This is a genomic window from Parasutterella excrementihominis YIT 11859, assembly GCF_000205025.1.
In the GTDB taxonomy this organism is placed as follows: Bacteria; Pseudomonadota; Gammaproteobacteria; order Burkholderiales; family Burkholderiaceae_F; genus Parasutterella; species Parasutterella excrementihominis.
Genome location: NZ_GL883675.1, coordinates 1 through 19,580, shown reverse-complemented (window position 1 = coordinate 19,580; position 19,580 = coordinate 1). Strand labels below are relative to the sequence as shown.

16 protein-coding genes, 1 tRNA gene and 1 pseudogene are annotated in these 19,580 nt (G+C 46.8%); 7 read left to right on the top strand and 11 right to left on the bottom strand.

Features of this window, described 5'->3' with window-relative positions; genetic code table 11:
• Positions 1–170: 170 nt before the first annotated feature.
• Genes glnA through HMPREF9439_RS00145 form a run of 4 tightly spaced genes read left to right on the top strand, consistent with a single transcriptional unit; the run spans position 171 to position 5,187 of the window.
• Entirely contained in the window at positions 171–1,592 is a 1,422-nt protein-coding gene (gene glnA, locus HMPREF9439_RS00160) for a type I glutamate--ammonia ligase (protein WP_008812048.1), read from the top strand.
• 57 nt (positions 1,593–1,649) lie between these two features.
• The gene (glnL, locus tag HMPREF9439_RS00155; protein WP_008812049.1) at positions 1,650–2,717 is read left to right on the top strand and encodes a nitrogen regulation protein NR(II); all 1,068 of its coding nucleotides are present in this window, start codon (positions 1,650–1,652) and stop codon (positions 2,715–2,717) included.
• Positions 2,714–4,138 (top strand): nitrogen regulation protein NR(I), encoded by a 1,425-nt coding sequence (ntrC, locus tag HMPREF9439_RS00150; protein ID WP_008812050.1) that lies wholly within the window; start codon positions 2,714–2,716, stop codon positions 4,136–4,138. The genes glnL and ntrC overlap by 4 nt, the downstream gene beginning before the upstream one ends.
• A 23-nt stretch (positions 4,139–4,161) precedes the next feature.
• Positions 4,162–5,187 carry a radical SAM protein gene (locus HMPREF9439_RS00145; RefSeq protein WP_008863267.1) on the top strand — a complete coding sequence of 342 codons (1,026 nt, stop codon included), beginning with the start codon at positions 4,162–4,164 and terminating at the stop codon, positions 5,185–5,187.
• Here HMPREF9439_RS00145 and xth read toward each other — a convergent pair.
• The 9 genes and pseudogenes from xth to HMPREF9439_RS00105 all read right to left on the bottom strand — a co-directional run bounded on the left by xth (position 5,170) and on the right by HMPREF9439_RS00105 (position 14,885).
• The gene (gene xth, locus HMPREF9439_RS00140; protein ID WP_008812052.1) at positions 5,170–5,967 is read right to left on the bottom strand and encodes an exodeoxyribonuclease III; all 798 of its coding nucleotides are present in this window, start codon (positions 5,965–5,967) and stop codon (positions 5,170–5,172) included. The two genes, HMPREF9439_RS00145 and xth, sit on opposite strands and share 18 nt — an antisense overlap.
• Positions 5,964–8,018, bottom strand: a complete 2,055-nt coding sequence (locus HMPREF9439_RS00135; RefSeq protein WP_050749129.1) for a M3 family metallopeptidase — start codon at positions 8,016–8,018, stop codon at positions 5,964–5,966. Before HMPREF9439_RS00135 ends, xth begins: the two co-directional genes overlap by 4 nt.
• Positions 8,019–8,028: 10 nt before the next feature.
• A complete protein-coding gene (folD, locus tag HMPREF9439_RS00130) occupies positions 8,029–8,892 on the bottom strand; it encodes a bifunctional methylenetetrahydrofolate dehydrogenase/methenyltetrahydrofolate cyclohydrolase FolD (protein WP_008863265.1) in 864 nt (287 codons plus the stop codon).
• A gap of 161 nt (positions 8,893–9,053) precedes the next feature.
• Positions 9,054–9,722 carry a response regulator transcription factor gene (locus HMPREF9439_RS00125; RefSeq protein WP_008812055.1) on the bottom strand — a complete coding sequence of 223 codons (669 nt, stop codon included), beginning with the start codon at positions 9,720–9,722 and terminating at the stop codon, positions 9,054–9,056.
• 174 nt (positions 9,723–9,896) lie between these two features.
• Complete coding sequence (locus tag HMPREF9439_RS00120; RefSeq protein WP_008812056.1) at positions 9,897–12,308, bottom strand: PAS domain-containing sensor histidine kinase; 2,412 nt, start codon at positions 12,306–12,308, stop codon at positions 9,897–9,899.
• Positions 12,309–13,114: 806 nt separating this feature from the next.
• The gene (locus HMPREF9439_RS00115; protein ID WP_008863262.1) at positions 13,115–13,336 is read right to left on the bottom strand and encodes a hypothetical protein; all 222 of its coding nucleotides are present in this window, start codon (positions 13,334–13,336) and stop codon (positions 13,115–13,117) included.
• Positions 13,337–13,418: 82 nt separating this feature from the next.
• Positions 13,419–13,751 (bottom strand): annotated as a pseudogene (locus HMPREF9439_RS13595) (phospholipase D-like domain-containing protein); the annotation flags it as partial.
• Between the two features lie 49 nt (positions 13,752–13,800).
• The gene (locus HMPREF9439_RS00110; RefSeq protein ID WP_008812058.1) at positions 13,801–14,031 is read right to left on the bottom strand and encodes a hypothetical protein; all 231 of its coding nucleotides are present in this window, start codon (positions 14,029–14,031) and stop codon (positions 13,801–13,803) included.
• Between the two features lie 763 nt (positions 14,032–14,794).
• Positions 14,795–14,885 (bottom strand) — tRNA-Ser (locus tag HMPREF9439_RS00105).
• 222 nt (positions 14,886–15,107) lie between these two features.
• Between HMPREF9439_RS00105 and HMPREF9439_RS00100 the strand changes: the two genes are divergently transcribed.
• On the top strand, positions 15,108–15,887 hold the full coding sequence (locus HMPREF9439_RS00100; RefSeq protein ID WP_244862357.1) for a type 1 glutamine amidotransferase domain-containing protein: 780 nt from the start codon (positions 15,108–15,110) through the stop codon (positions 15,885–15,887).
• A 25-nt stretch (positions 15,888–15,912) separates the two neighbouring features.
• Positions 15,913–16,623: an SIMPL domain-containing protein gene (locus tag HMPREF9439_RS00095; RefSeq protein WP_008812123.1), complete on the top strand. Its 711-nt coding sequence runs from the start codon at positions 15,913–15,915 to the stop codon at positions 16,621–16,623.
• A gap of 47 nt (positions 16,624–16,670) precedes the next feature.
• Here the strand turns inward: HMPREF9439_RS00095 and rpiA are convergent, their stop codons facing one another.
• Positions 16,671–17,366 (bottom strand): ribose-5-phosphate isomerase RpiA, encoded by a 696-nt coding sequence (rpiA, locus tag HMPREF9439_RS00090; RefSeq protein WP_008812124.1) that lies wholly within the window; start codon positions 17,364–17,366, stop codon positions 16,671–16,673.
• A gap of 369 nt (positions 17,367–17,735) precedes the next feature.
• On the opposite strand from rpiA, the gene HMPREF9439_RS00085 reads away from it, so the two are divergent.
• The gene (locus HMPREF9439_RS00085) at positions 17,736–18,152 is read left to right on the top strand and encodes a helix-turn-helix domain-containing protein (protein ID WP_008812125.1); all 417 of its coding nucleotides are present in this window, start codon (positions 17,736–17,738) and stop codon (positions 18,150–18,152) included.
• Between the two features lie 29 nt (positions 18,153–18,181).
• Here HMPREF9439_RS00085 and HMPREF9439_RS00080 read toward each other — a convergent pair whose 3' ends face one another.
• The gene (locus HMPREF9439_RS00080) at positions 18,182–19,279 is read right to left on the bottom strand and encodes a hypothetical protein (protein WP_008812126.1); all 1,098 of its coding nucleotides are present in this window, start codon (positions 19,277–19,279) and stop codon (positions 18,182–18,184) included.
• Positions 19,280–19,580: the final 301 nt, after the last annotated feature.

Below are 19,580 nucleotides of genomic sequence, written 5' to 3'. Positions count from 1 at the left end.
TTCCTTTTTGCACTAAAAAGGTGCATCATTACAAAAGTTTTTGCGATTGCTTACTGAGGCTCTTTGAGAATGCATGATTTCGTGCATGTCGAAAATTGGCACGAAATTTGCATAAGCTTTGTTGAACATATTTTTTGATTGCTACGTCCAAATTTACTAAGGAGATATCCATGGCTAAGACCAGCGCTGAAATCATGCAGATGCTTGTGGACAACAACGTCAAATTTGTTGATTTGCGCTTCACTGATTTCAAAGGCAAAGAACAGCACGTTTCCGTACCGGTTTCTGCTTTTGATGAAGACAAGTTTGAAGAAGGTCACGCTTTCGACGGTTCTTCCATCGCTGGATGGAAAGGCATTGAGGCCAGCGATATGCTGCTGATGCCGGATCCGGACAGCGCCCGTATGGACCCGTTCGCCGACGAAGATATTCCGACAATGATCCTGACCTGCAACGTTGTTGAGCCTTCTACCGGCAAGGGATACGATCGCGACCCCCGCAGCGTTGCCAATCGTGCTGAAGCTTACTTAAAGAGCACCGGTATCGGCGACAATGCTTACTTCGGACCTGAACCGGAATTCTTCATTTTTAACGGTGTTAGCTGGGGCACCACAATGAATCACAGCTTCTTCAAAATCGAAAGTGAAGAAGGCTATTGGAGCAACGGCAAGGATATGAACGGCGCCAACAGCGGCCATCGTCCTACTGTCAAAGGCGGTTATTTCCCAGTTCCTCCGGTTGACTCTCTCTACAATGTCCGCTCTCAGATGTGCGAACTTCTTGAAGAACAGGGCGTTCCCGTTGAAGTTCATCATCATGAAGTCGGCGGCTGCGGCCAGTGCGAAATCGGTACGCTGTTCAGCACACTGACCAAACGCGCTGACTGGACTCAGATTCTTAAATACACAGTTTGGAATGTGGCAGCAGCCTACGGCATGACTGCAACCTTTATGCCGAAACCTGTTGTCGGCGACAACGGCTCAGGTATGCACGTTCATCAGTCTATTTGGAAAGACGGCAAGAATATCTTCGCCGGCAACGGCTACGCAGGGCTTTCTGATACGGCTCTCTATTACATCGGCGGCGTCATCAAACACGCTCGTGCTTTGAACGCGATTACGAATCCGACAACGAACAGCTATCGTCGTTTAGTCCCGGGTTTTGAAGCTCCTGTGAAACTTGCTTATTCCGCCCGTAACCGTTCTGCTTCTCTGCGTATTCCATTCGTTTCCAGTGATAAGGCACGTCGCGTTGAAGTTCGCTTCCCCGATCCGATGGCCAATCCCTATTTGGCTTTCTCTGCTTTGCTGATGGCCGGTTTGGACGGTATCCAGAACAAGATTCATCCGGGCGAAGCTGCTGACAAGAATCTCTATGATCTGCCTCCGGAAGAAAACGCTAAGATCCCGACCGTATGTTCTTCTTTGGAACAGGCCTTGGAAGCTTTGGCTGCCGACCATGAATTCCTGACGGCCGGCGGAGTCTTCAGCGAAGATCTGATCACCTCTTACATTGCACTCAAGCATGAAGAAGTCGTACGTACTCAGATGGCGGTGACACCTGAAGAATACGACATGTACTATTCGAGCTAGTAGAGTAATTTGAGGCTGTCTGAGTAAAGACAGCAAAATGACCGAGCGGAGGATGTCGTGAGTTTTGATGCTAAGCGTTTAGAAAGTTTCGATCTCCTCAGGCTCGGTCTTTTTGCATGTAATAAAGAAGGCGATATTCTTTACGCCAATACCGCGGCTCAATTTCTATCCGGGCAGTCGCTCAAACTTCTAAAAGAAAGAAAACTTCAGTATTACCTGAATTCGTCGGATGAATGGCTCGCAAATTACCGTGCGCATCCCGAGCCTTCATTTTTGGTTCCGAACGAACTAGACCATTTCCTGCGTCCTCCGGCAGAACCGATTCCGGTTCTAGTCACCATTCATCCTTTCCCAGATGACGAAAATATTCTCTTGGCCGAGATTGTGCCGGCAGATAAGACCCTTCAAATGACGCGAGAACGTCATATGAATGAGTTGTCTGAAAATACTCGGCGCCTGCTGAGAAATCTCGCTCATGAAATTAAGAATCCTCTCGGAGGGATTCGAGGCGCAGCACAGCTCTTGGAAGGGGAGCTTCACGATCCGGAAAATAAAGAATTTACCGAAGTGATCATTAGTGAAGCCGACCGTCTCCAGCATCTTGTCGATAAGATCCTCGCGCCTTACCGTCAGCTTTATCATCCTGTGCCAACCAATGTTCACGAAATCCTGGAACGTGTTCGCCTTCTAGTGCAGTCGGAATTCCCGGAAGGGTTAAAGGTTGTTCGCGACTATGACATCAGTGTACCTGAAATGATGGCCGACAGAGGTCAGCTGACACAAATTTCCTTGAACTTAATGCGCAACGCCGCTGAAGCTTTATCCGAGCAAATAGCACAGGGTACGGCCTGTATCACGCTTAAAACCCGTGTTGTCCATCATGTTCAGGTCGGTCAAAGTTTTTGCCGCACGGCATTAAATATCCATGTGATCGACAACGGAGAAGGCATACCCAAAGAACTGACTGACAGTATTTTTTATCCGCTGGTCAGCGGAAAAGAACAGGGGAGCGGCCTCGGACTCTCATTGGTTCAGACTTTCGTTGAACAGCACGGCGGCAGTATCTCGGTCAGCAGTGAAGCCGGCCGTACCGATTTCAGCATCTTGTTTCCCTTATCGTTATGAAAAATGTTTGGATCGTGGACGATGATCGTTCCATCAGATGGGTATTAGAAAAAGCACTTCAAAAGGCAGATATTCCCTGCAAAACTTTTAGTGAAGCCGAGTCTGTGCTGCAGGCGATCAAGAAAGAACAGCCCGCCCTGATTTTGAGTGACATTCATATGCCGGGCAAAAGCGGCTTGGAAATGCTCGCCGAAATTAAGAAGTCCTACCCAAAACTTCCGATCATCATCATGACGGCCTATTCGGATCTGGACAGTGCCGTGGCAAGTTTCCAAGGCGGTGCGTTCGAATATCTTCCCAAACCTTTCGACATCGATAAAGCGATTGAACTCGTACGGCGTGCAACGGAAGAGAGTGAGGAAGAAGAACAGACTCCTGCTGAAGAGACTGCTTCCGAAATCATCGGTAAGGCGCCGGCCATGCAGGAAGTCTTCCGCGCTATCGGACGTTTGTCTCAAAGCAAGGCAACCGTCCTTTTGACCGGAGAATCCGGCGCCGGCAAGGAAGTTGTAGCCCGAGCGCTTCATAAACACAGCCCGCGCTCCAATGCCCCGTTTGTCGCGATCAATATGGCGGCAATTCCGAAAGACTTAATGGAAACCGAACTCTTCGGTCATGAGAAGGGGGCGTTTACCGGCGCCAGTGCGATTCGTCACGGACGCTTCGAACAAGCCGAAGGCGGCACGCTGTTTCTGGACGAAATCGGTGATATGCCTGCTGAACTCCAGACCAGGCTCCTGAGAGTATTGTCCGATGGTTATTACTATCGCGTCGGCGGACATCAGTCTCTAAAAGCCAACGTCAGAATCATTGCGGCAACGCACCAAAATCTCGAGGCGATGGTTCGGGAAAATCGGTTCCGCGAGGACTTGTATCACAGACTCAATGTCATTCGTCTGCGTTTGCCGCCCTTAAGGGAAAGACCCGAAGACATTCCGCTTTTGGTCAATCATTTTCTTCAGAAGTCAGCGGAGAATCTTGGTGTCGAACCCAAGCTCATGTCCGAAGAGGCGATGGAGTTTTTGAAGCGTTTCCCGTTTCCCGGCAATGTTCGTCAATTAGAAAATCTCTGCAATTGGCTTGTCGTGATGGCACCTTCCCAGCATATCCGAGTGACGGATCTTCCTGAGGAAGTTCGCAACGGTGAAGCGGAAAAAGTTCATAAAAACGGCGAGGTTTCGGGCAGCACACCTGCAGGCGGAAGCTGGGAGGAACTGCTCAAAGGAGAGGTCAAAGAGATGCTGAAAAATCAGTCTCCAGATCTTATGAAGCAGCTTGCCGATACCTTCGAAAGCATTGTGATCGGAACCGCACTTGAATATACGCACGGAAGGCGTGTCGACGCTGCAACAAGACTTGGCATCGGCCGAAATACAATTACACGCAAAATCGCCGAGCTCAAACTTGAAAGCGAAGACTGACGAGCTTGATAATATTTGCTTCTATGAAGATTGCTGATATTGAACAACAACTTATCCAAGCCGGCTGTAAAAGCGTTCACATCGAACGCTTTTGGCGCAATTGGTATTCCGGCAAACCTCTGAACCGCAGTAAGGTGCGCTTGCCTGCTGCTGCCGAGGCGATATTGCCTCAAATGGAGGAATACTTAGCCAATCAATTAACTGCTCAGGAAAAGGCAGAATCCGAGACCGGAACGCGCTGGGTTCTTAAAGCTTACGACGGTCAGCTGATCGAATGTGTTCTTCTTCCGCGAGAGGGCGTTTGTGTTTCTACGCAAGTCGGATGCGCAGTCGGGTGTGTCTTTTGTATGACCGGCAAAAGCGGTCTCATACGTCAGTTAACTGACTTGGAGGTTGCCGGTCAAGTTCAATACGCCATGAGGAATGCGCCTGTTAAGAAGGTAGTTTTGATGGGTATGGGCGAGCCTTCTCATAATCTTCGTTCCGTTTTTTCTGCGGTTGAACATATCGTTCGGTATTCCGGCATCGGATATAAAGAAGTTGTTATCTCTACCGTCGGCGATAAAAGACTCTTCAAAGCCTTAATGGAATCCCAAATCAAACCGGCTCTGGCAATTTCTCTGCACAGCGCAATGGATGAGAAGCGCAGAAGTCTGTTGCCCCGAGCTGCGGAGCTGACTGTCAAGGAAATATTAGAGTTCGGCGCAAAGTACGCAGAGGTTGGGAAATATCCGATCCAATATCAGTGGACTTTGATTAACGGCGTCAACGACGGAGTTGATGAAATTGAAGCGCTCGCTCCGCTGTGGTCGCGGCAGGCCATCCTCAACATGATTCCCGTCAACGCTGTTGAAGGCAGTCCCTATAAGCGCCCGTCGGCAGAGCAGATCGAAAGAATTAAGGAAGCATGCCGGGCTAACGGAATACTGCTTAAATTCCGTGATTCTGCAGCTCAAGATGTTGACGGAGGGTGCGGTCAGCTTCGCGCCAGAGCGCTAAAAAGAAAGCCGGCGATACAGCCGGCTCAGGAATTAAAGATCGAGCGTTAGTGTCACGGGTGCGTGATCACTCGGGCGCTCATTTCCTCTAACTTTCTTGTGGATTTCAACGCCAAGGTTCTTGCTGACAAGAGCCTTGGAAATCAAAATGTGATCGATGCGAAGGCCGCGATTCCTTCTGAAAGCCATCATTCGATAGTCCCACCAGGAATAGGATTTTTCCGGCTGTTCAAAAGCGCGGAAGGAATCCGTTAATCCGAGATCGATAAGACGCTGAAAAGCTTCTCTGGCCTTTGGTGTGCAAAGCACGGATTCGGCCCAGGATTCCGGATCCCAAACATCTCTGTCTTCCGGAGCGATATTAAAGTCGCCGAGCAAAACGAGGTTGGGGTATTGCTCTAACTGGCTCGGGAGCCATTCGGCTAAGGCTTCCAGCCAAGAAAGTTTATAAGGGAACTTTTCGCTCTCAACCGTTTCCCCGTTCGGGAAGTATCCGTTGATGACGCGGAGCCTTTCGCAGCCGACCCGCACCGTTGCGGCTAAGAGACGGCTCTGCGGATCTTCAAAACCGGGGATGTTGCGAACTTCCTCGTCCGGAAGAAAAGTCAGCGGATCACGAAGGATCGTGGCTACGCCGTTGTAGGTTTTCTGGCCGAATGCATCCAGCGTGTATCCGATTTCTTTGAAGGCGCTAGCGTCGATGTCTGCCTCCTGCATCTTGAGTTCCTGAAGACAGAGAATGCTGTTTTCAGTCTCCTTCAGGAAGTCTAAAACTTGCGGCTGACGAACCTTCAGGGAATTGACGTTCCAAGTAGTAATCGTGATGCTCATTTGGACTCCACAAGTCCGTATTGGCGGAGGAGGGCGTCGACCGAAGGTTTACGGCCGCGGAATGCAACGAAGCTTTCCATTGCAGGACGGCTGCCGCCGCGGGAGAGAACTTCGTCCAGCCATTTGTTTCCGACCACAGGATTGAAAATGCCTTTTTCCTGGAACAGCGAGAAGGCGTCTGCAGACAGTACTTCAGCCCACTTGTAGCTGTAGTAGCCTGCCGCATAGCCGCCTGCAAAGATGTGCGAGAAGGAGTTGGCAAAACGGTTGTATTCAGGCGGGAATGCGATAGCGACTTCTTTTCTGACTTCGTTCAAGATCTTGTTAACCGTGTCCTTTTCCGGATGGGTGTCCATATGAAGGAGCATGTCGAAGAGGGCAAATTCGATTTGACGAACGTTTGCCATTCCGGCGCCGTAGTTCTTGGCAGCTACCAGTTTGTCGAAGAGTTCGCGCGGCATAGTCTTGCCGGTTTTGACATGGTGCGTTATGGTCTGCATCACATCCCAATTCAAAACGAAGTTCTCCATGAATTGGCTCGGCATTTCAACCGCATCCCACTCCACACCGCTGATGCCGGAAACGGCCAATTCTGTCTGGCGAGTCAGCATATGATGAAGTCCGTGGCCGAATTCGTGGAAAATCGTTTCGACGTCTCTTAACGTCAGAAGGGAAGGATTGTCTCCGACCGGTGCGGCAAAGTTGCAGACGAGGTAGGCAATCGGTTTTTGAATTTTTCCGTTGACCTCTCGGCGGGAGATCTGATCGTTCATCCATGCGCCGCCTCTCTTTCCGCTGCGGGCATAAAGATCCATATAGAATCCGGCGATTTCTTTGCCTTCCTTGTCTTCAATGACAAAGAATTTGACGTCATCGTTCCAGACGGGCGCTTTCTTTTCTTTGATTTTGATCGAGAACATCTTCTCGACGAGTCCGAACATTCCTTTAAGAACAGCGGGTTCCGTGAAGTATTGCTTTACTTCATTTTCAGAGTAAGAGAACTTTGCTTCACGGAGTTTTTCACTGATGAAGGAAAGATCCCAAGTTTGGACGTCCTTGATGCCGAGTTGGTTCCTGCCGTAATCAATGAGCTCTTCCATTTCTTTTTCTGCTGCCGGTTTGGCTTTGGCAGCTAGCTCGCGCAGGAAAGAAACGACCTGTTCGGGAGACTCAGCCATTTTCCGAACCAAGGAAACTTCAGCGAAGTTTTTATAGCCCAAGAGGTGAGCATCTTCAACACGAAGTTCAAGCAGACGGTTGATGATCGGAAGATTGTCCTTGCCTGCCGGAGAGAAATCAGATGCACGGGTAACGTATGCGTGATACATCTTCTCGCGAAGATCTCTGTTTTCTGCGTACTGCATGATGGGCAGATAATTCGGCATATGCAGGGTGATTTTGTAGCCTTTGGCGCCTTCGGCAGCTGCCTGCTGAGCAAAAAGATGCAGTTCAGCTTCCGGCACCCCCTTGAGTTCATCGGTGTCTTCCGGAAGATACAGCGCAAATTCATTGGTGCAGTCAAGAAGATTTTCCGAGAACTTCTGAGAAAGTTCGGCTTCTTCTCGATTGATATCGGCCATCTTCTTCTTGCCCGGTTCATCCAGCTCAGCGCCGGCGAGAACAAAGCCTTCTAATTCTTTATTAATGACCCGCTGACGAGTTGCAGAGAATTTTTCGAAAGCTTTCTCGGCCTTCAAAGCTTTGTACTTCGCATAGAGTTTCTCATCCATGCCGAGTTCGCTAAATACTTCGGAAATCGGAGGAAGAAGTTCATTAATCGTTACTCTTAACTCAGGCGTGTCGGCAACACTGTTTAAATGCTCGACAACCGACCAAACATAGGAAAGGTTTTCGGAAGCATCTTCTATCGGTGTTACCAAAGTGTCCCAAGTCGGTTCTCTGTTCGAAGATTTAACCGCCTTTACTGTGTCTTTCAAGCGTTGAATCAATGTAAGGACAGCCGGCTTGAAGCTGTTCGGATCAAGTTTCGGAAAGTTGATCAGTTGAGATTTATCGTCGATGATGCTCAGAATGTTAATTAAATCAGACATGTATTGATTCCTACTGAGATATTTTTTGCAGACGCCTTTCATAGGCTTCTACCGTATTGGAAAGAAGCATTGCGATGGTCATGGGGCCGACACCACCGGGGACCGGTGAGATATACCCGGCGACTTTTGCAACTTCCTCGGTGTCGACGTCTCCGCAGAGTTTGCCCTCGGCATTGCGGTTCATTCCCACATCAATCACTGCGGCGCCGGGCTTGACCATATCGGCCGTGACGACTTTTTCTTTACCGACCGCAGCGACAATGACATCGGCCTGAAGAGCGAGCTCTTTCAAATTCTTGGTTTTGCTGTGGGCGACCGTGACAGTGGCATTTTTCTCCAGCAACATGATCGCCATCGGTTTCCCGACAATATTGCTTCTTCCGATGACTAAAGCATGGGCGCCGGTCAGGGGATAATCCACAGACTCCAGCATTTTGATGACGCCGTAGGGCGTGCAGCTGCGGAAACCGCCGATGCCGGTAACAACTGAACCGACGTTGGCAACGTGGAAACCATCGACGTCTTTATCCGCACGAATCGTCTCAATGACCTCTTGCTCGTTGATATGACGAGGCAAGGGCAGCTGGACTAAGATTCCGTCCACAGAATCGTCGGCATTGAGTTTCTCCAAAAGTGCTAATAACTCCGCTTCTGAAGTTTCAGCCGGCAGCTTTTCCAATTTAGAGGTAATGCCGACATCAGAGCATGCTTTGATCTTGTTGCGGACGTAGACCTGGCTCGCCGGGTTGTCACCGACGAGAATAACGGTCAGGCCGGGTGCTCTCGAGCTTAATTTGAATTGTTCTACCTTTTCTTTCAAACCGGTTCGAACAGACTGCGCCAGTGCTTTTCCATCAATTATTTTTGCGCTCATTGTTGTTAAAAGATAGTAACTAAGACCGAACCATTGTAAGGATATTCAGCTTGGCTAAACTTTTTAGTCACAAGAACGAGTAACAAAGATCGTCGAAAGAATAGGCGCACAAAAAAGAAAAGGAAGGCAGTGGGCCTTCCTTAGCGACGCTGTCTAAAAGACTATCTCATAGAACCGGAGTCTTTGACAGGAGGTCTGTTCGCATTCATTACGACGCGCATCAGGTCTGCGACGGTGCCGGAATTGGTCTTATCCATAATGGAAGCGCGATGAGCTTCAACGGTCTTAATGGAAATGCCCAAGTCTGCCGCGATTTGTTTATTCAGGCGTCCGCTCACAATTCTTTCGAGAACGTGCTGCTCTCTCGGAGTCAGTTTGCTCAGAAGAGCGTCGTTCAAGGAGCGCTGTTCAGCCTTGGCCTTGCGCTGACGGGCTTCCTGCAGCATTCTTTCGATTAAAGAGCGCAGAGCTGCTTGGTCGAAGGGTTTTTCGATGAAGTCGACCGCACCTTTCTTCAAGGTGGAGACTGCCATCGAAACGTCGCCGTGACCGGAGATAAAGATAATAGGAATGTCGCACTTACGGGCGATAAGGTGTTCCTGGACTTCCAAACCGCTCATGCCCGGCATTCTGACGTCAAGGACGAGAACGGCGATAGCGTTCGGATCGAATTTGGCAAGGAACATTTCACCGCTTTCGAAAAGTTCAACACGGTAGCTGGAAGCTTCCAGAAGCCACTTGAGAGAATCACGTACGGCTTCGTCGTCTTCAACGATATACACAACACCTGCGGTATCCGGAGATTCTTGAGTGTAGGGTTTCGAGGTCATCTGAATCATCATGTGCCTTTCTAATTAATTTCTTTTTACAAGCAATCCGTTATCTTAATCTAAAGGATGATAAGAATCGCTAACTGAGATACTTTGTATCACGTGAAGATATTATATATCTTAATCACACCCCTGGGTAGTACAGAAGTTGTATCTCCTTAATTAGATACACAATTAATTTTGTTTCTTGTTCTCGGAATCCTTGGTGAAGCAAATCTTCAAGTCGAAGAAGAAGACGGTGCCTCCGCCCTCATTATCCCTCACTCGGAGTCTGGAATTATGCGATTCTGCAATCGTCTGACAAGTACTCAGACCCAAGCCGAGACCGTTCTTCTTGGTAGAAAAGAAGGGTGTGAACAGACTAGCCTTCATGGTATCGCTGATACCGGGGCCGTGGTCGCCGACAGACAGTTCGACGTCCTTTGCACCGACTTTCGCGCTGACCGTAATCGTTTTGTCTTTGCTACCGTGCTCAAGAATAGCTTCTGCTGCGTTGCGAATCAGGTTCATCAGGATCTGCATGATCTGAACCGGGTCGCAGATCACATCAGGCACCACGGCCGGCAGTTCGTAGACGACGTGGACACCGGCATATTTCTTCTCGATCAAACGTCCGAGTTCCATCGTGTCAGAGAAGACGCTGTTCAGGGATACGCATTCCAATGTAGTCGGGCGACGTTTGGCAAATGCTCTGATGTTCTTAATAATTTTGTCGATACGTGCGGCCTGATTAGCAATTTTTCGGTAGATTTCAAGTACCTGAGTTTTGTTCACTTCAGGTGCTCGGTCAATCACTTCTAAGGCCGTATTGGCGTAAGCCGTAATCGCGGTGAGCGGCTGATTAATTTCGTGCGTGATCGTAGAGGCCATCTCGCCGAGCGTAATCAAGCGGGAAGAGTTTTCCATCTTGCTGGTCTGCTCTTCAAATTCCTGCTCATTGATTTTTCTCTTAGTGATGTCCAGAGCAGACTGAAGCGTGACGTGAGAGCCGCCCGGAAGTGTCACTCTGGCTTCCGCTACTGAGAACCAGCGGCCAAGGGAGTCGACCCAAACCTCTCCCTGACGATTGCCTTGAGGATCGAACGGTTCTTTAAATGCCTTGGAAATCTCTAAGTGGCCGTCAGCGGTGTTTCCGAGCTGTTCCGTGTAGTGGTTGTTGTGAATACCAAGCATGCTTCCGGTTGGTTTCTGCATCACAGCGGAAATACAAGACAAGACAGAGTTCAGAAGTCTTTCGTACGAAGCGATGGAGTCGTTCGTGAGGTTCATGGACTGAGCCTCGACGGTGTTGTCCTGGATCATATAAATCCAGCCGATGTGCTCGTTGTATGCCGAGTAGAAGGGCATCGCCAGCATCAGTGCTTCTAGCGTTTCGTCATTCCTACAGCGGATTGTCAGGTCAAAGCGATAAGGTTTACCGGGCTCTTCGTGGGGACGATCTTTTAGCAGCTGAGAAGGAAGTTCGGAGCTGTCTCCCCAGAAAGGATAAGGCGGTGTCTTGCCGAGGAGTTCCTCTTCGGAGTATCCCGTAATTTCTTCGGTTTGGCCGTTGGTGTAGACAATTTTGTTGTCCAAGTCAGTGATGACCAAAGCCAGGTTCATGGAATCTTCGATCGAGCGGCGGAGCTCCAGTTCCTTTAGAGCGCGTTCCAGATCGGATTGATTCCGGCGCATTTCACGGTTGAGGAAAAAGAGCGAGAGGAGCAGGAACAACATCAGAGCCCCCAGCCAGTAGATCAGCGGGCTGGCAAAGATCATCGGGCTTTCGAGTACGTTGCAGCCGTATAACTGAATGGAAGGCGGCAGCGGATCGGCTGCGCGTACGTAACTCGGGATGGTGTAGTCATCCGGCGGGTTGTAGGCAGCTCGGCCGGCAATTTCCTTTGTTCCGTGGAGGAAGGAGAACTCATAGTCGGAAAGAAGCGACTGTGGAGTGGAAACCTCCAAAAGTTTGTTCAGTGACAGTCTGGCGAGCAGGGCATATGTTTTCTCACCGATTGCAAACGGATAAATGATGACGACCGAGGGCGAAGAGATGTCGCCGGGCGTAAACCAGAAGGAAGAATAAGAGACTCGGTTAGAGAGGAAGGCATCTCCGATCGCATCGCGTACAACCTGAGGGTAGTCTAAATAGTTGTATTGACGAAGGTCACTTCTGCCGAGGCGGGGATTAACCACTGATTCCAGGCCCTTACCGCTTGGCTCAATGACGCGAAGCAGAATGACTTCCGGGCTCGACGAGATGATCTCTCTGCCGTACTTATTTACAACGGCAGAATTAATGCCGTCTAGTTCCATTTTTTCAATCATGCGGGCCATATTGGCGGAGATGCCGCGCATTCTCATTTCGATGTTATCAGCCACCTTTGCCGTGCTTTTCATCAGATTAGTTCTGAGAATAGTTTCGTTATTGGCTCGGACGTTGAAATAGAAAGCCGAGAAGATGACGACAATGAGAACCGCGATCGCCCAGATGAATGGCGTTGTACCGCTCGGAAGATTGGAATGACTTTTTATACCCGCAAAAGCCGACGAGAATCGGTCTAATAAGTCGTTGCTTTGCGATATATGCTTCTTATAAGTCATGGCAATCTTTCTATAAATTTATATTTGAGGCCTTCTATAGTGAAGCGCCTTTAGATTTGTTCATTAAAAGATACAAATCAGTAGTTCTTAATTATGCCACTCCTAGGAGCAAGCCTTGTGTTCTTACCAGGCTGAAAGTTTTAAGTTAGTTTCTAGGAATAGTCGCAAATTCAACTTCGCAAAGAGCGTCGCTAAAACTTGCGCGGATTTTTTCTCCCTCTTCATAGACTATTGACGAGCGGCTAAAAAAACAGACCCATCGAGGTTGCTGGTGGACTGGCCGTAGATGTACGAGTTCCGCCAGCACGTACCGGCGCTTCCTATTGCTTGAGTAGTAAAAACCACGCACACTTAGGTACACACCAAGTGTGCGGCAATTCTTTAAGACCTTACAAAAGGAGCATCTTTTTTATACTTGACTATCATCTTCAAGAGTGCCTCCCTGTAGGAAATATAAAATCCTTCCCTTAAGGCCTTTCTCATAATCACCATGATAGTCGTAGACTAAAAAATCAATGACTGCGGCCCTTTATTTCCAATTGCCTTTTCTTCACTATTTAAACCCGTACCACAATTGGAGGTACCACGGTTGAGTCTAGACCCAGTCGAGTATTAACCCATAGTTTTCAATTTTTTCTTTGAGTTTTGAGCATCAGAGTCTTCAATTCCAACTAAGAAGTCCAAAGTTTCTTTTGATCGACCGTTGTAAGAAAAAGCAACATCTGGTCTGGCTATAGCCATCAGTCGGCTAGAACGTGATATTCCACTCCTCAGGGAGGGAATATTTGTCAATTGTTCTAAAACTTCTAGAACTTTATTTTCTTTTCTTGAGAGTTCTTTGGAAGTTCTCTAGATGCAAAATCTCTCAATATCCACAAAACCCGCTTGCCATCTTCTTCAATGATATGCGTGTTGAGTGGCCAACGTTCTTGGCTACCTAATATCATGTAAGGATCAGAAGTGCCTGTAAGTTTATTAACTTCTTCTTTTGTGTAAGTTCCTTTGTGGTGAAGGAGTAGATCGTGCATTTCGCCGATTGTATCAAGTGCTACTTTGAGACCAAGACCTGACTCATGCTGTGATTTTGCTTCTTCGAGTAATCGACAATATTTAGAGAATGATTTTTTGCAATTCTAATGAATCTGTGAGCATTAAAGAAAGTGTTCTATTTTTAACTGGTTGTTTTGAGAGATTTTTGTCTATATTCATCCTTTGGCTTCTTTGTCTAACGTGTAAGTTCCTGTAACTATTGTCAGCGTCTTCAAAAAGGAAGGTTTGCTGCCATAGCCCTTCAAAATAATCGGAAATTTCATCTATCAAATCTGGGTTTTCAAGGAGAAGGAGAATCTCCTCGTTTTTTTGTAACTCTCCATTTGTGAAATTTGCACTTCCTAAAGGAACTCTTTTTTTACCAGAGTGATCAGTGAATATATAGATTTTTGGGTGGAAAACCCCATTTTTTTATTTTCTGATATGTTTTCAGAAAGTACTCTTATTTCAATGTTAGGAGCTTTTTAAGCAGAACATCGGGGTCAGAAATAGCATTGCTTATTCCAGCAAGAAGCCTGACCGTTAGTTTTCCATCTTTAGCTCTCTCAATGGTGTCATTGAAGATATCGTTTCTTGAGACAAAGGCTGACACAATATCTAATTTGACCGCTCTGTCCAATAATTTTTTAAATTCATTTTTTCTGTTTTTGTAAATCAAATATTTTGACGCCATATTAACTCCTTGTTCTGAAGAGAACGCTTACCACCGCAATATGCACGAAAATGACTGCCAATTGGCTTAAAGAACGTCTGCCCGAATGGGCTCCTCTTTTAAGTCGGAAAATTTCTTCTAGGGTGGTTGAGTCAAAGTTAGAAGCTGTGATTGACTTTTCCTATAACCAACTCTCTTCACTTTGATATTCTGGGATATAACGTTTCGGCTAATTTTTTAATGGAATGGCCTAAGCCGTCAGAGCTATGAACTTGGTTAAATCAACATATTCTCGTTCCACTTTTCTTTGTCATAAGCTATCTATTAGCCCATTGGGCTTCATGGTTTCTTTATCCTCTTTTTTGTTTCAGAGCAGCCGTCTTTTATCCAAGACTCAAAGCGACTACCAGCGATTCTGTCTGTTCTGAGAGGAGATGCTTTTTCTGTTTTTTCATTGTCGATGGGATTAATTCAGACAGCAAGCATCTTTCCTATGTGTGCTTTTTGAATAATCTGGTTGATAGCTATGTTAGAGGGGTTATAAAAATTCGCAGCACAAACGACATTTTGAATAGGATTTGCCGAGTTTTATTTATAACTAATTCCACTTCTGAACCGAGAAATAATATTTCCAGGAGACCAATTTAGAAAACAGGTGACCGTCTAAGTGACCGTTTAATCACGGCTGTAAGAAACTCCATACGCAAGGTAGTCATTACGAAGGCTTCGTAATAAAGGGGATTTTAGGTGTCGGGTCACATACGAACGTATGCAAAGAAGTGATTGGCGGAGAGGGGGGGATTCGAACCCCCGAAACCTTTAAAGGGTTTACACGCTTTCCAGGCGTGCGCCTTAAACCACTCGGCCACCTCTCCAAAAGAGAATTGAATTCTATAGGAAAAAAAAATACTTGTCATCTCGATTGAATGTAAAAATTTTGAATAATTCCTCCAAGATAGTCCAACGCCCTGATTGCAATATAAAAGATTTTGAAAATTATTTTTCTTTTAATTTTTTCCCATTGTGGGAGAAGTGCAAATTTAAGGGTTATCCCGAGAAATACAATCCAAAATAACTCGATAATGAGGAGATTAAAAATGAGAATGTTGCGTAGGAACGCATTGTCGTTCTTAACTTGTATGCCTATTGCAGCGGCCGCTGGAGGAACTTCGGCTGCGGCAGTTCCTGAGGAAAAACCAAAAACGTCCGGAAAAATTCTTTTCGTAATTACCAGTCATGGAGAACTGGGAAACACAGGTAAAAAGACGGGCTACTGGCTCTCAGAAGTGACACATCCCTGGAAAGTATTGAAGGACGCAGGGTACGAAATTGATTTCGTCAGTCCTCAGGGCGGCGAATGCCCTGTCGAAGGACAGGACGCTTCCGATCCGATTAATAAGGCTTTTGCGCAGGATCTTTCTGCACAGAGAAAAATCAATTTCACCATGAAACCGTCTGAGGTTAAACCCGAAGAATATAAGGCTGTCTTTTTTGCCGGTGGCCATGGCGTCATGTGGGACTTTCCCGACAATAAAGAATTAGCTGCCATAACTTCTAAGATTTATGAAAACGGCGGTGTGGTTGCTGCTGTTTGCCACGGACCGGCCGCTTTAGTAAATGTGAAACTTTCAAACGGCAAGTATCTTGTGGACGGAAAGAAAATCAACAGCTTTACAAATTCGGAAGAAAAGGGTATTGGTTTAGATAAGGTCGTCCCGTTTGCTCTGGAAACTGCTTTAGTAAAACATGGAGCCAAATTTCAGTGTTCGGATAACTTCCAGTCTCATGTCGTTGTTAATAATAGAGTGATCACCGGACAGAATCCGATGTCGGCGATGGCCGTAGGTGATGCGATTCGTACCGCACTTCAAAATTAGTAACTAAGTTAAGAGAGAATAGGTCGTGGAAGGAAAAATAATTCCCAGCATTATCCTGGCCGCCGGGTTCATAGGCGGTATTGCCCTCTTCGGAAACCAAGTAGGGGACGGTGTCAATGCACTTTTAAACAAAGACCGCATCGTGACGGTTAAGGGTCTTTGCGAAAAAGAAGTCAAAGCAAATCATGTCATTTGGCCGCTGAGCTTTAATGAAATGGGCAATGACCTCGCTACGGTTTATGACAACCTGGAGAAAAAGCAAGACACTGTTTTTGACTTTTTAAAGAAAGGAGGAATTGACCCTTCTGAAATCTCGTTAGCTGCGCCAAAAGTTAACGATACTTTGGCAAATAATTACGGGCCTAACCGGCCGCCTTTCCGCTACATTATCACTCAGGTCATCACGATTGCGACGGACAAAGTAGACACAGTTCGGAAGCTTATGGAGGCCCAGAGAGAGCTTCTGAAGCAAGGTGTTGCTCTGACGAACGACTATAGCTATATGATCAATTATTCGTTTACCGGTTTGAACGAAATCAAGCCAAAGATGATCGAGATTGCGACGAAAAACGCTAAGGAAGCAGCTAAAAAATTCGCTGAAGACTCCGGCTCAAAACTCGGGAAGATCAGAAGGGCTAACCAAGGCGTCTTCTCTATTACCGATAGAGATGACAATACGCCCTTCATAAAGAATGTTCGCGTCGTAACGACAGTTGAATATTTCTTGAACGACTAAACAAAAGAGCGGCGCTTTAGCGCCGCTCCCTCGACATAGAACTTTAGTTATTTAGCTTTTCGTGAAGAGAAGAAGCTTTTCTTGGGCTTTGTAACTTTAATACCTGCTTCCGAAGCAACGAGGAGGACGTCGGCGCCTCTGTGAGCAAAAATGCCGCAGGTTACAACGCCCGGAATTTTGTTGATGGCGTTTTCCAACAGCTGCGGTTCTTTAATCTGAAGACCGTGCACATCGATGATGTTGTTGCCGTTGTCCGTAATGAAATCACGAACAACCGGATGACCGCCTAAATCTTCCATTGCTCTGGAGACAGAGCTCACAGCCATCGGGATGACCTCTAAAGGAAGAGGGAAAGCACCGAGCTGTTTTACAACCTTGCTTTCGTCAGCGATACAGACAAATTTTTCAGATGCCTGAGCGACAATCTTCTCGCGTGTTAGTGCTCCGCCGCCGCCTTTGATCATGCAGAAATTGCCGTCAATTTCATCGCATCCGTCAATATAAACAGGAAGGTAATCAACGATATCATTCAAATCGCAGACAGGAATGCCGTAGGCGAGAAGCTGTCGGGTCGTGGCTTCCGAACTGGAAACGCAGCCCTTTACTTTTTTACCGGAAGTAGCTAATTCAGTGATGAAAAATCCTACCGTTGTTCCGGTGCCTACGCCAAGATATTCTCCCTCGACAACATATTCGAGGGCAGCTTTGGCAGCCATCTGCTTAAGTTGATTCTGTAATTCCATTGTTTTTCCCGAAATAAAAAGAGGCGCTTGAAAGCGCATGTCGAGGATATTTTAGCTATGGGAGAGGGCATATCCGATGAATCTAACTACATTTTGAGAAGCGAATGGCGGTTGATGCTTTTTTGAGAGGATTGCTGAAAAAGATGCGGAGTGGGGGACTCGAAAATTAGTAAAATTGGTAGGGAAGGTACAAATATCCCGTATTTTGGATTTATTTGTAAGTTATTTTTTTGTACTAAAATCGTGTATCACTATAAAAGAAAAGGAAAAAATTATTTAAATGAGGTTTTACTACAGGGTCTTTATTGCGAACAAATAGCCAATTAACGTGATAAGATTTCCGTTTGCCTGAACAGGACAGGAGGAAGAATGGGATCCGATCCTAAAATTAGAAGAACACTTTGTCAGAGGCTTTTACAGCTTAGACACGAAAACAACCTTACTCAAGCCGAGCTCTCGAGTCTGAGCGCGATACCTCAGCCGGTTCTTTCTCTTTATGAGAATCAGGGCAGTTCAAGATCTCCGACGCTTTACGCTTTAGTGCGTCTTGCCAATTCACTGAACGTTTCTACCGATTACCTTCTGGGCCGCACCGACGATAAAAGCGGGGCGAGGAGTTTGATCTCAGAGGACTCGGTGATATCTCAGCTTTCAAGAAGAGACCGTCAAGTCCTGCTCAGAGTTGCTGAGGGTCTCCATGCGGCTTCCGTTCAAAAACAGGAAGCTATGAAGTCTAGCCGTACTCAAAAGATTGTTCCTCCTGCGGATGTGAAAAACGCTCGATAATTTCGAGCGTTTTTAAGGAATGCCTTGAGTTAGTTCGTGAAATTTCGGCAACCTGAGACGTTAGAAATTTCACAAGGTAGCGTGCCGACTTTTACGTTCTTCGGGGCAGCTGTATGAATGTAGTAAGCCATTCTGAGGTTGCCTTTTTGATTTTCAGAGCAGTCTTTTTCGAAGGAGCAGGAATATTCTGACCGAGCGAAGTCTCGTTGTTCCTGCACGAAGCGTGCAGTTGCCTGATCCCAAGACTCCTTATGCTGAGCCATATTGATAAGAATCGCTTTTTGGGCTAATTTGATTCGTGTCGGATTCTTTGCGGAAATATCAAGAAGAGGTCTGAAGACATGATAGAACTGAGGAGCAGGATGGTTCTTCAGATAAGTCAGTTTTTCCTGGGCTTCTTCTCTCATCTTGGCTAATTCTTCGGCCGGTGTCCTGTCTGTCAGATCTCTTGCATCCACCCAGCCTCTTGCCGTTCTAAAAATAGTTTTTCCACCGAAACCCTTTTCTTCTGCGCGAAGCGTTAATTTTGCCGGACGTTTCATCTCATGACATTCTTTACGTCTGAGTTTGCGGGCTTTTTCTTTTTTGAAGGCTTCTGCGTTTTGAGATTCCAGTTCGTCAAGCGCAATCAGGTTGTCTTTTTTTCTGCACGTCAGAACGCCTTTTCCGAGGGTGGCAGTGCCTAAAGGCAAAGGTCGTTTAAGTTCGGTTCTGAGAGCTCTTAAATAATGGTCTTGCATGCTGATTTCAGAGATCTCAATAGACTTTTCTTCGGGACTTTCAGCAAAATCTGATCTGACCGTCTCGGGAGTAAGTTCTCCTTTATTAGCCTGAGCAAGATTGAAATTTCGATTCAAACGGGCGTGTTCAACCAACTCGTTGATCTCATAATTGTAGTAATCGGCAGGCAGCTGCTTGCTCACCTTATTTAAGGTTTTACCAAGAAGATATTTGTCCCCGCCGAGAGCGGCTACTTTGGCTGCATCTGCTTTTGAGAGGCTGCTGACGGCGTCTTTAACGTTTTCATTGGTGATTTCGACGTCCGGATCCATTGAGCATGCAGAAAGCAGGAGGGCGGCAACTACTGAGAAGGAGAGAAGAATATTTTTGCGGACAAATATTTTCATAGTTGTTATTTAGGAAATCAGGGTTTTCGTTTACCTAAGGATACTTCATACAGGAGTTTTAGTCTGAAAAGATTGTGCTAATTTTCGAAAAATTTCCCAATCGGATGGACGCGGGCTTGTTTGAAAATCGTTCTGGCGCCGGCTAATGAGCGCAATCAGGAGAAGCGGTCGAGGTTTTAGTTTGGCGGCTAAAAGGACACAGCAGATGAAAGGTTTTCCCAGAATTTTCTGAAGAAAAAAGACTCGTAAGTAATGCAGCGAATCGTTTTCTGAAAAATTGCGAAACTAGGGCACTAAAAGT

Excerpts from the sequence above, each read along its gene's own strand:
- glnA (WP_008812048.1), top strand. The coding sequence starts at position 171 with ATGGCTAAGACCAGCGCTGAAATCATGCAGATGCTTGTGGACAACAAC.
- ntrC (WP_008812050.1), top strand. The coding sequence starts at position 2,714 with ATGAAAAATGTTTGGATCGTGGACGATGATCGTTCCATCAGATGGGTA.
- HMPREF9439_RS00145 (WP_008863267.1), top strand. The coding sequence starts at position 4,162 with ATGAAGATTGCTGATATTGAACAACAACTTATCCAAGCCGGCTGTAAA.
- xth (WP_008812052.1), bottom strand. The coding sequence starts at position 5,967 with ATGAGCATCACGATTACTACTTGGAACGTCAATTCCCTGAAGGTTCGT.
- HMPREF9439_RS00135 (WP_050749129.1), bottom strand. The coding sequence starts at position 8,018 with ATGTCTGATTTAATTAACATTCTGAGCATCATCGACGATAAATCTCAA.
- folD (WP_008863265.1), bottom strand. The coding sequence starts at position 8,892 with ATGAGCGCAAAAATAATTGATGGAAAAGCACTGGCGCAGTCTGTTCGA.
- HMPREF9439_RS00125 (WP_008812055.1), bottom strand. The coding sequence starts at position 9,722 with ATGACCTCGAAACCCTACACTCAAGAATCTCCGGATACCGCAGGTGTT.
- HMPREF9439_RS00120 (WP_008812056.1), bottom strand. The coding sequence starts at position 12,308 with ATGACTTATAAGAAGCATATATCGCAAAGCAACGACTTATTAGACCGA.
- HMPREF9439_RS00115 (WP_008863262.1), bottom strand. The coding sequence starts at position 13,336 with ATGCACGATCTACTCCTTCACCACAAAGGAACTTACACAAAAGAAGAA.
- HMPREF9439_RS00110 (WP_008812058.1), bottom strand. The coding sequence starts at position 14,031 with ATGGCGTCAAAATATTTGATTTACAAAAACAGAAAAAATGAATTTAAA.
- HMPREF9439_RS00100 (WP_244862357.1), top strand. The coding sequence starts at position 15,108 with ATGAGAATGTTGCGTAGGAACGCATTGTCGTTCTTAACTTGTATGCCT.
- rpiA (WP_008812124.1), bottom strand. The coding sequence starts at position 17,366 with ATGGAATTACAGAATCAACTTAAGCAGATGGCTGCCAAAGCTGCCCTC.
- HMPREF9439_RS00085 (WP_008812125.1), top strand. The coding sequence starts at position 17,736 with ATGGGATCCGATCCTAAAATTAGAAGAACACTTTGTCAGAGGCTTTTA.
- HMPREF9439_RS00080 (WP_008812126.1), bottom strand. The coding sequence starts at position 19,279 with ATGAAAATATTTGTCCGCAAAAATATTCTTCTCTCCTTCTCAGTAGTT.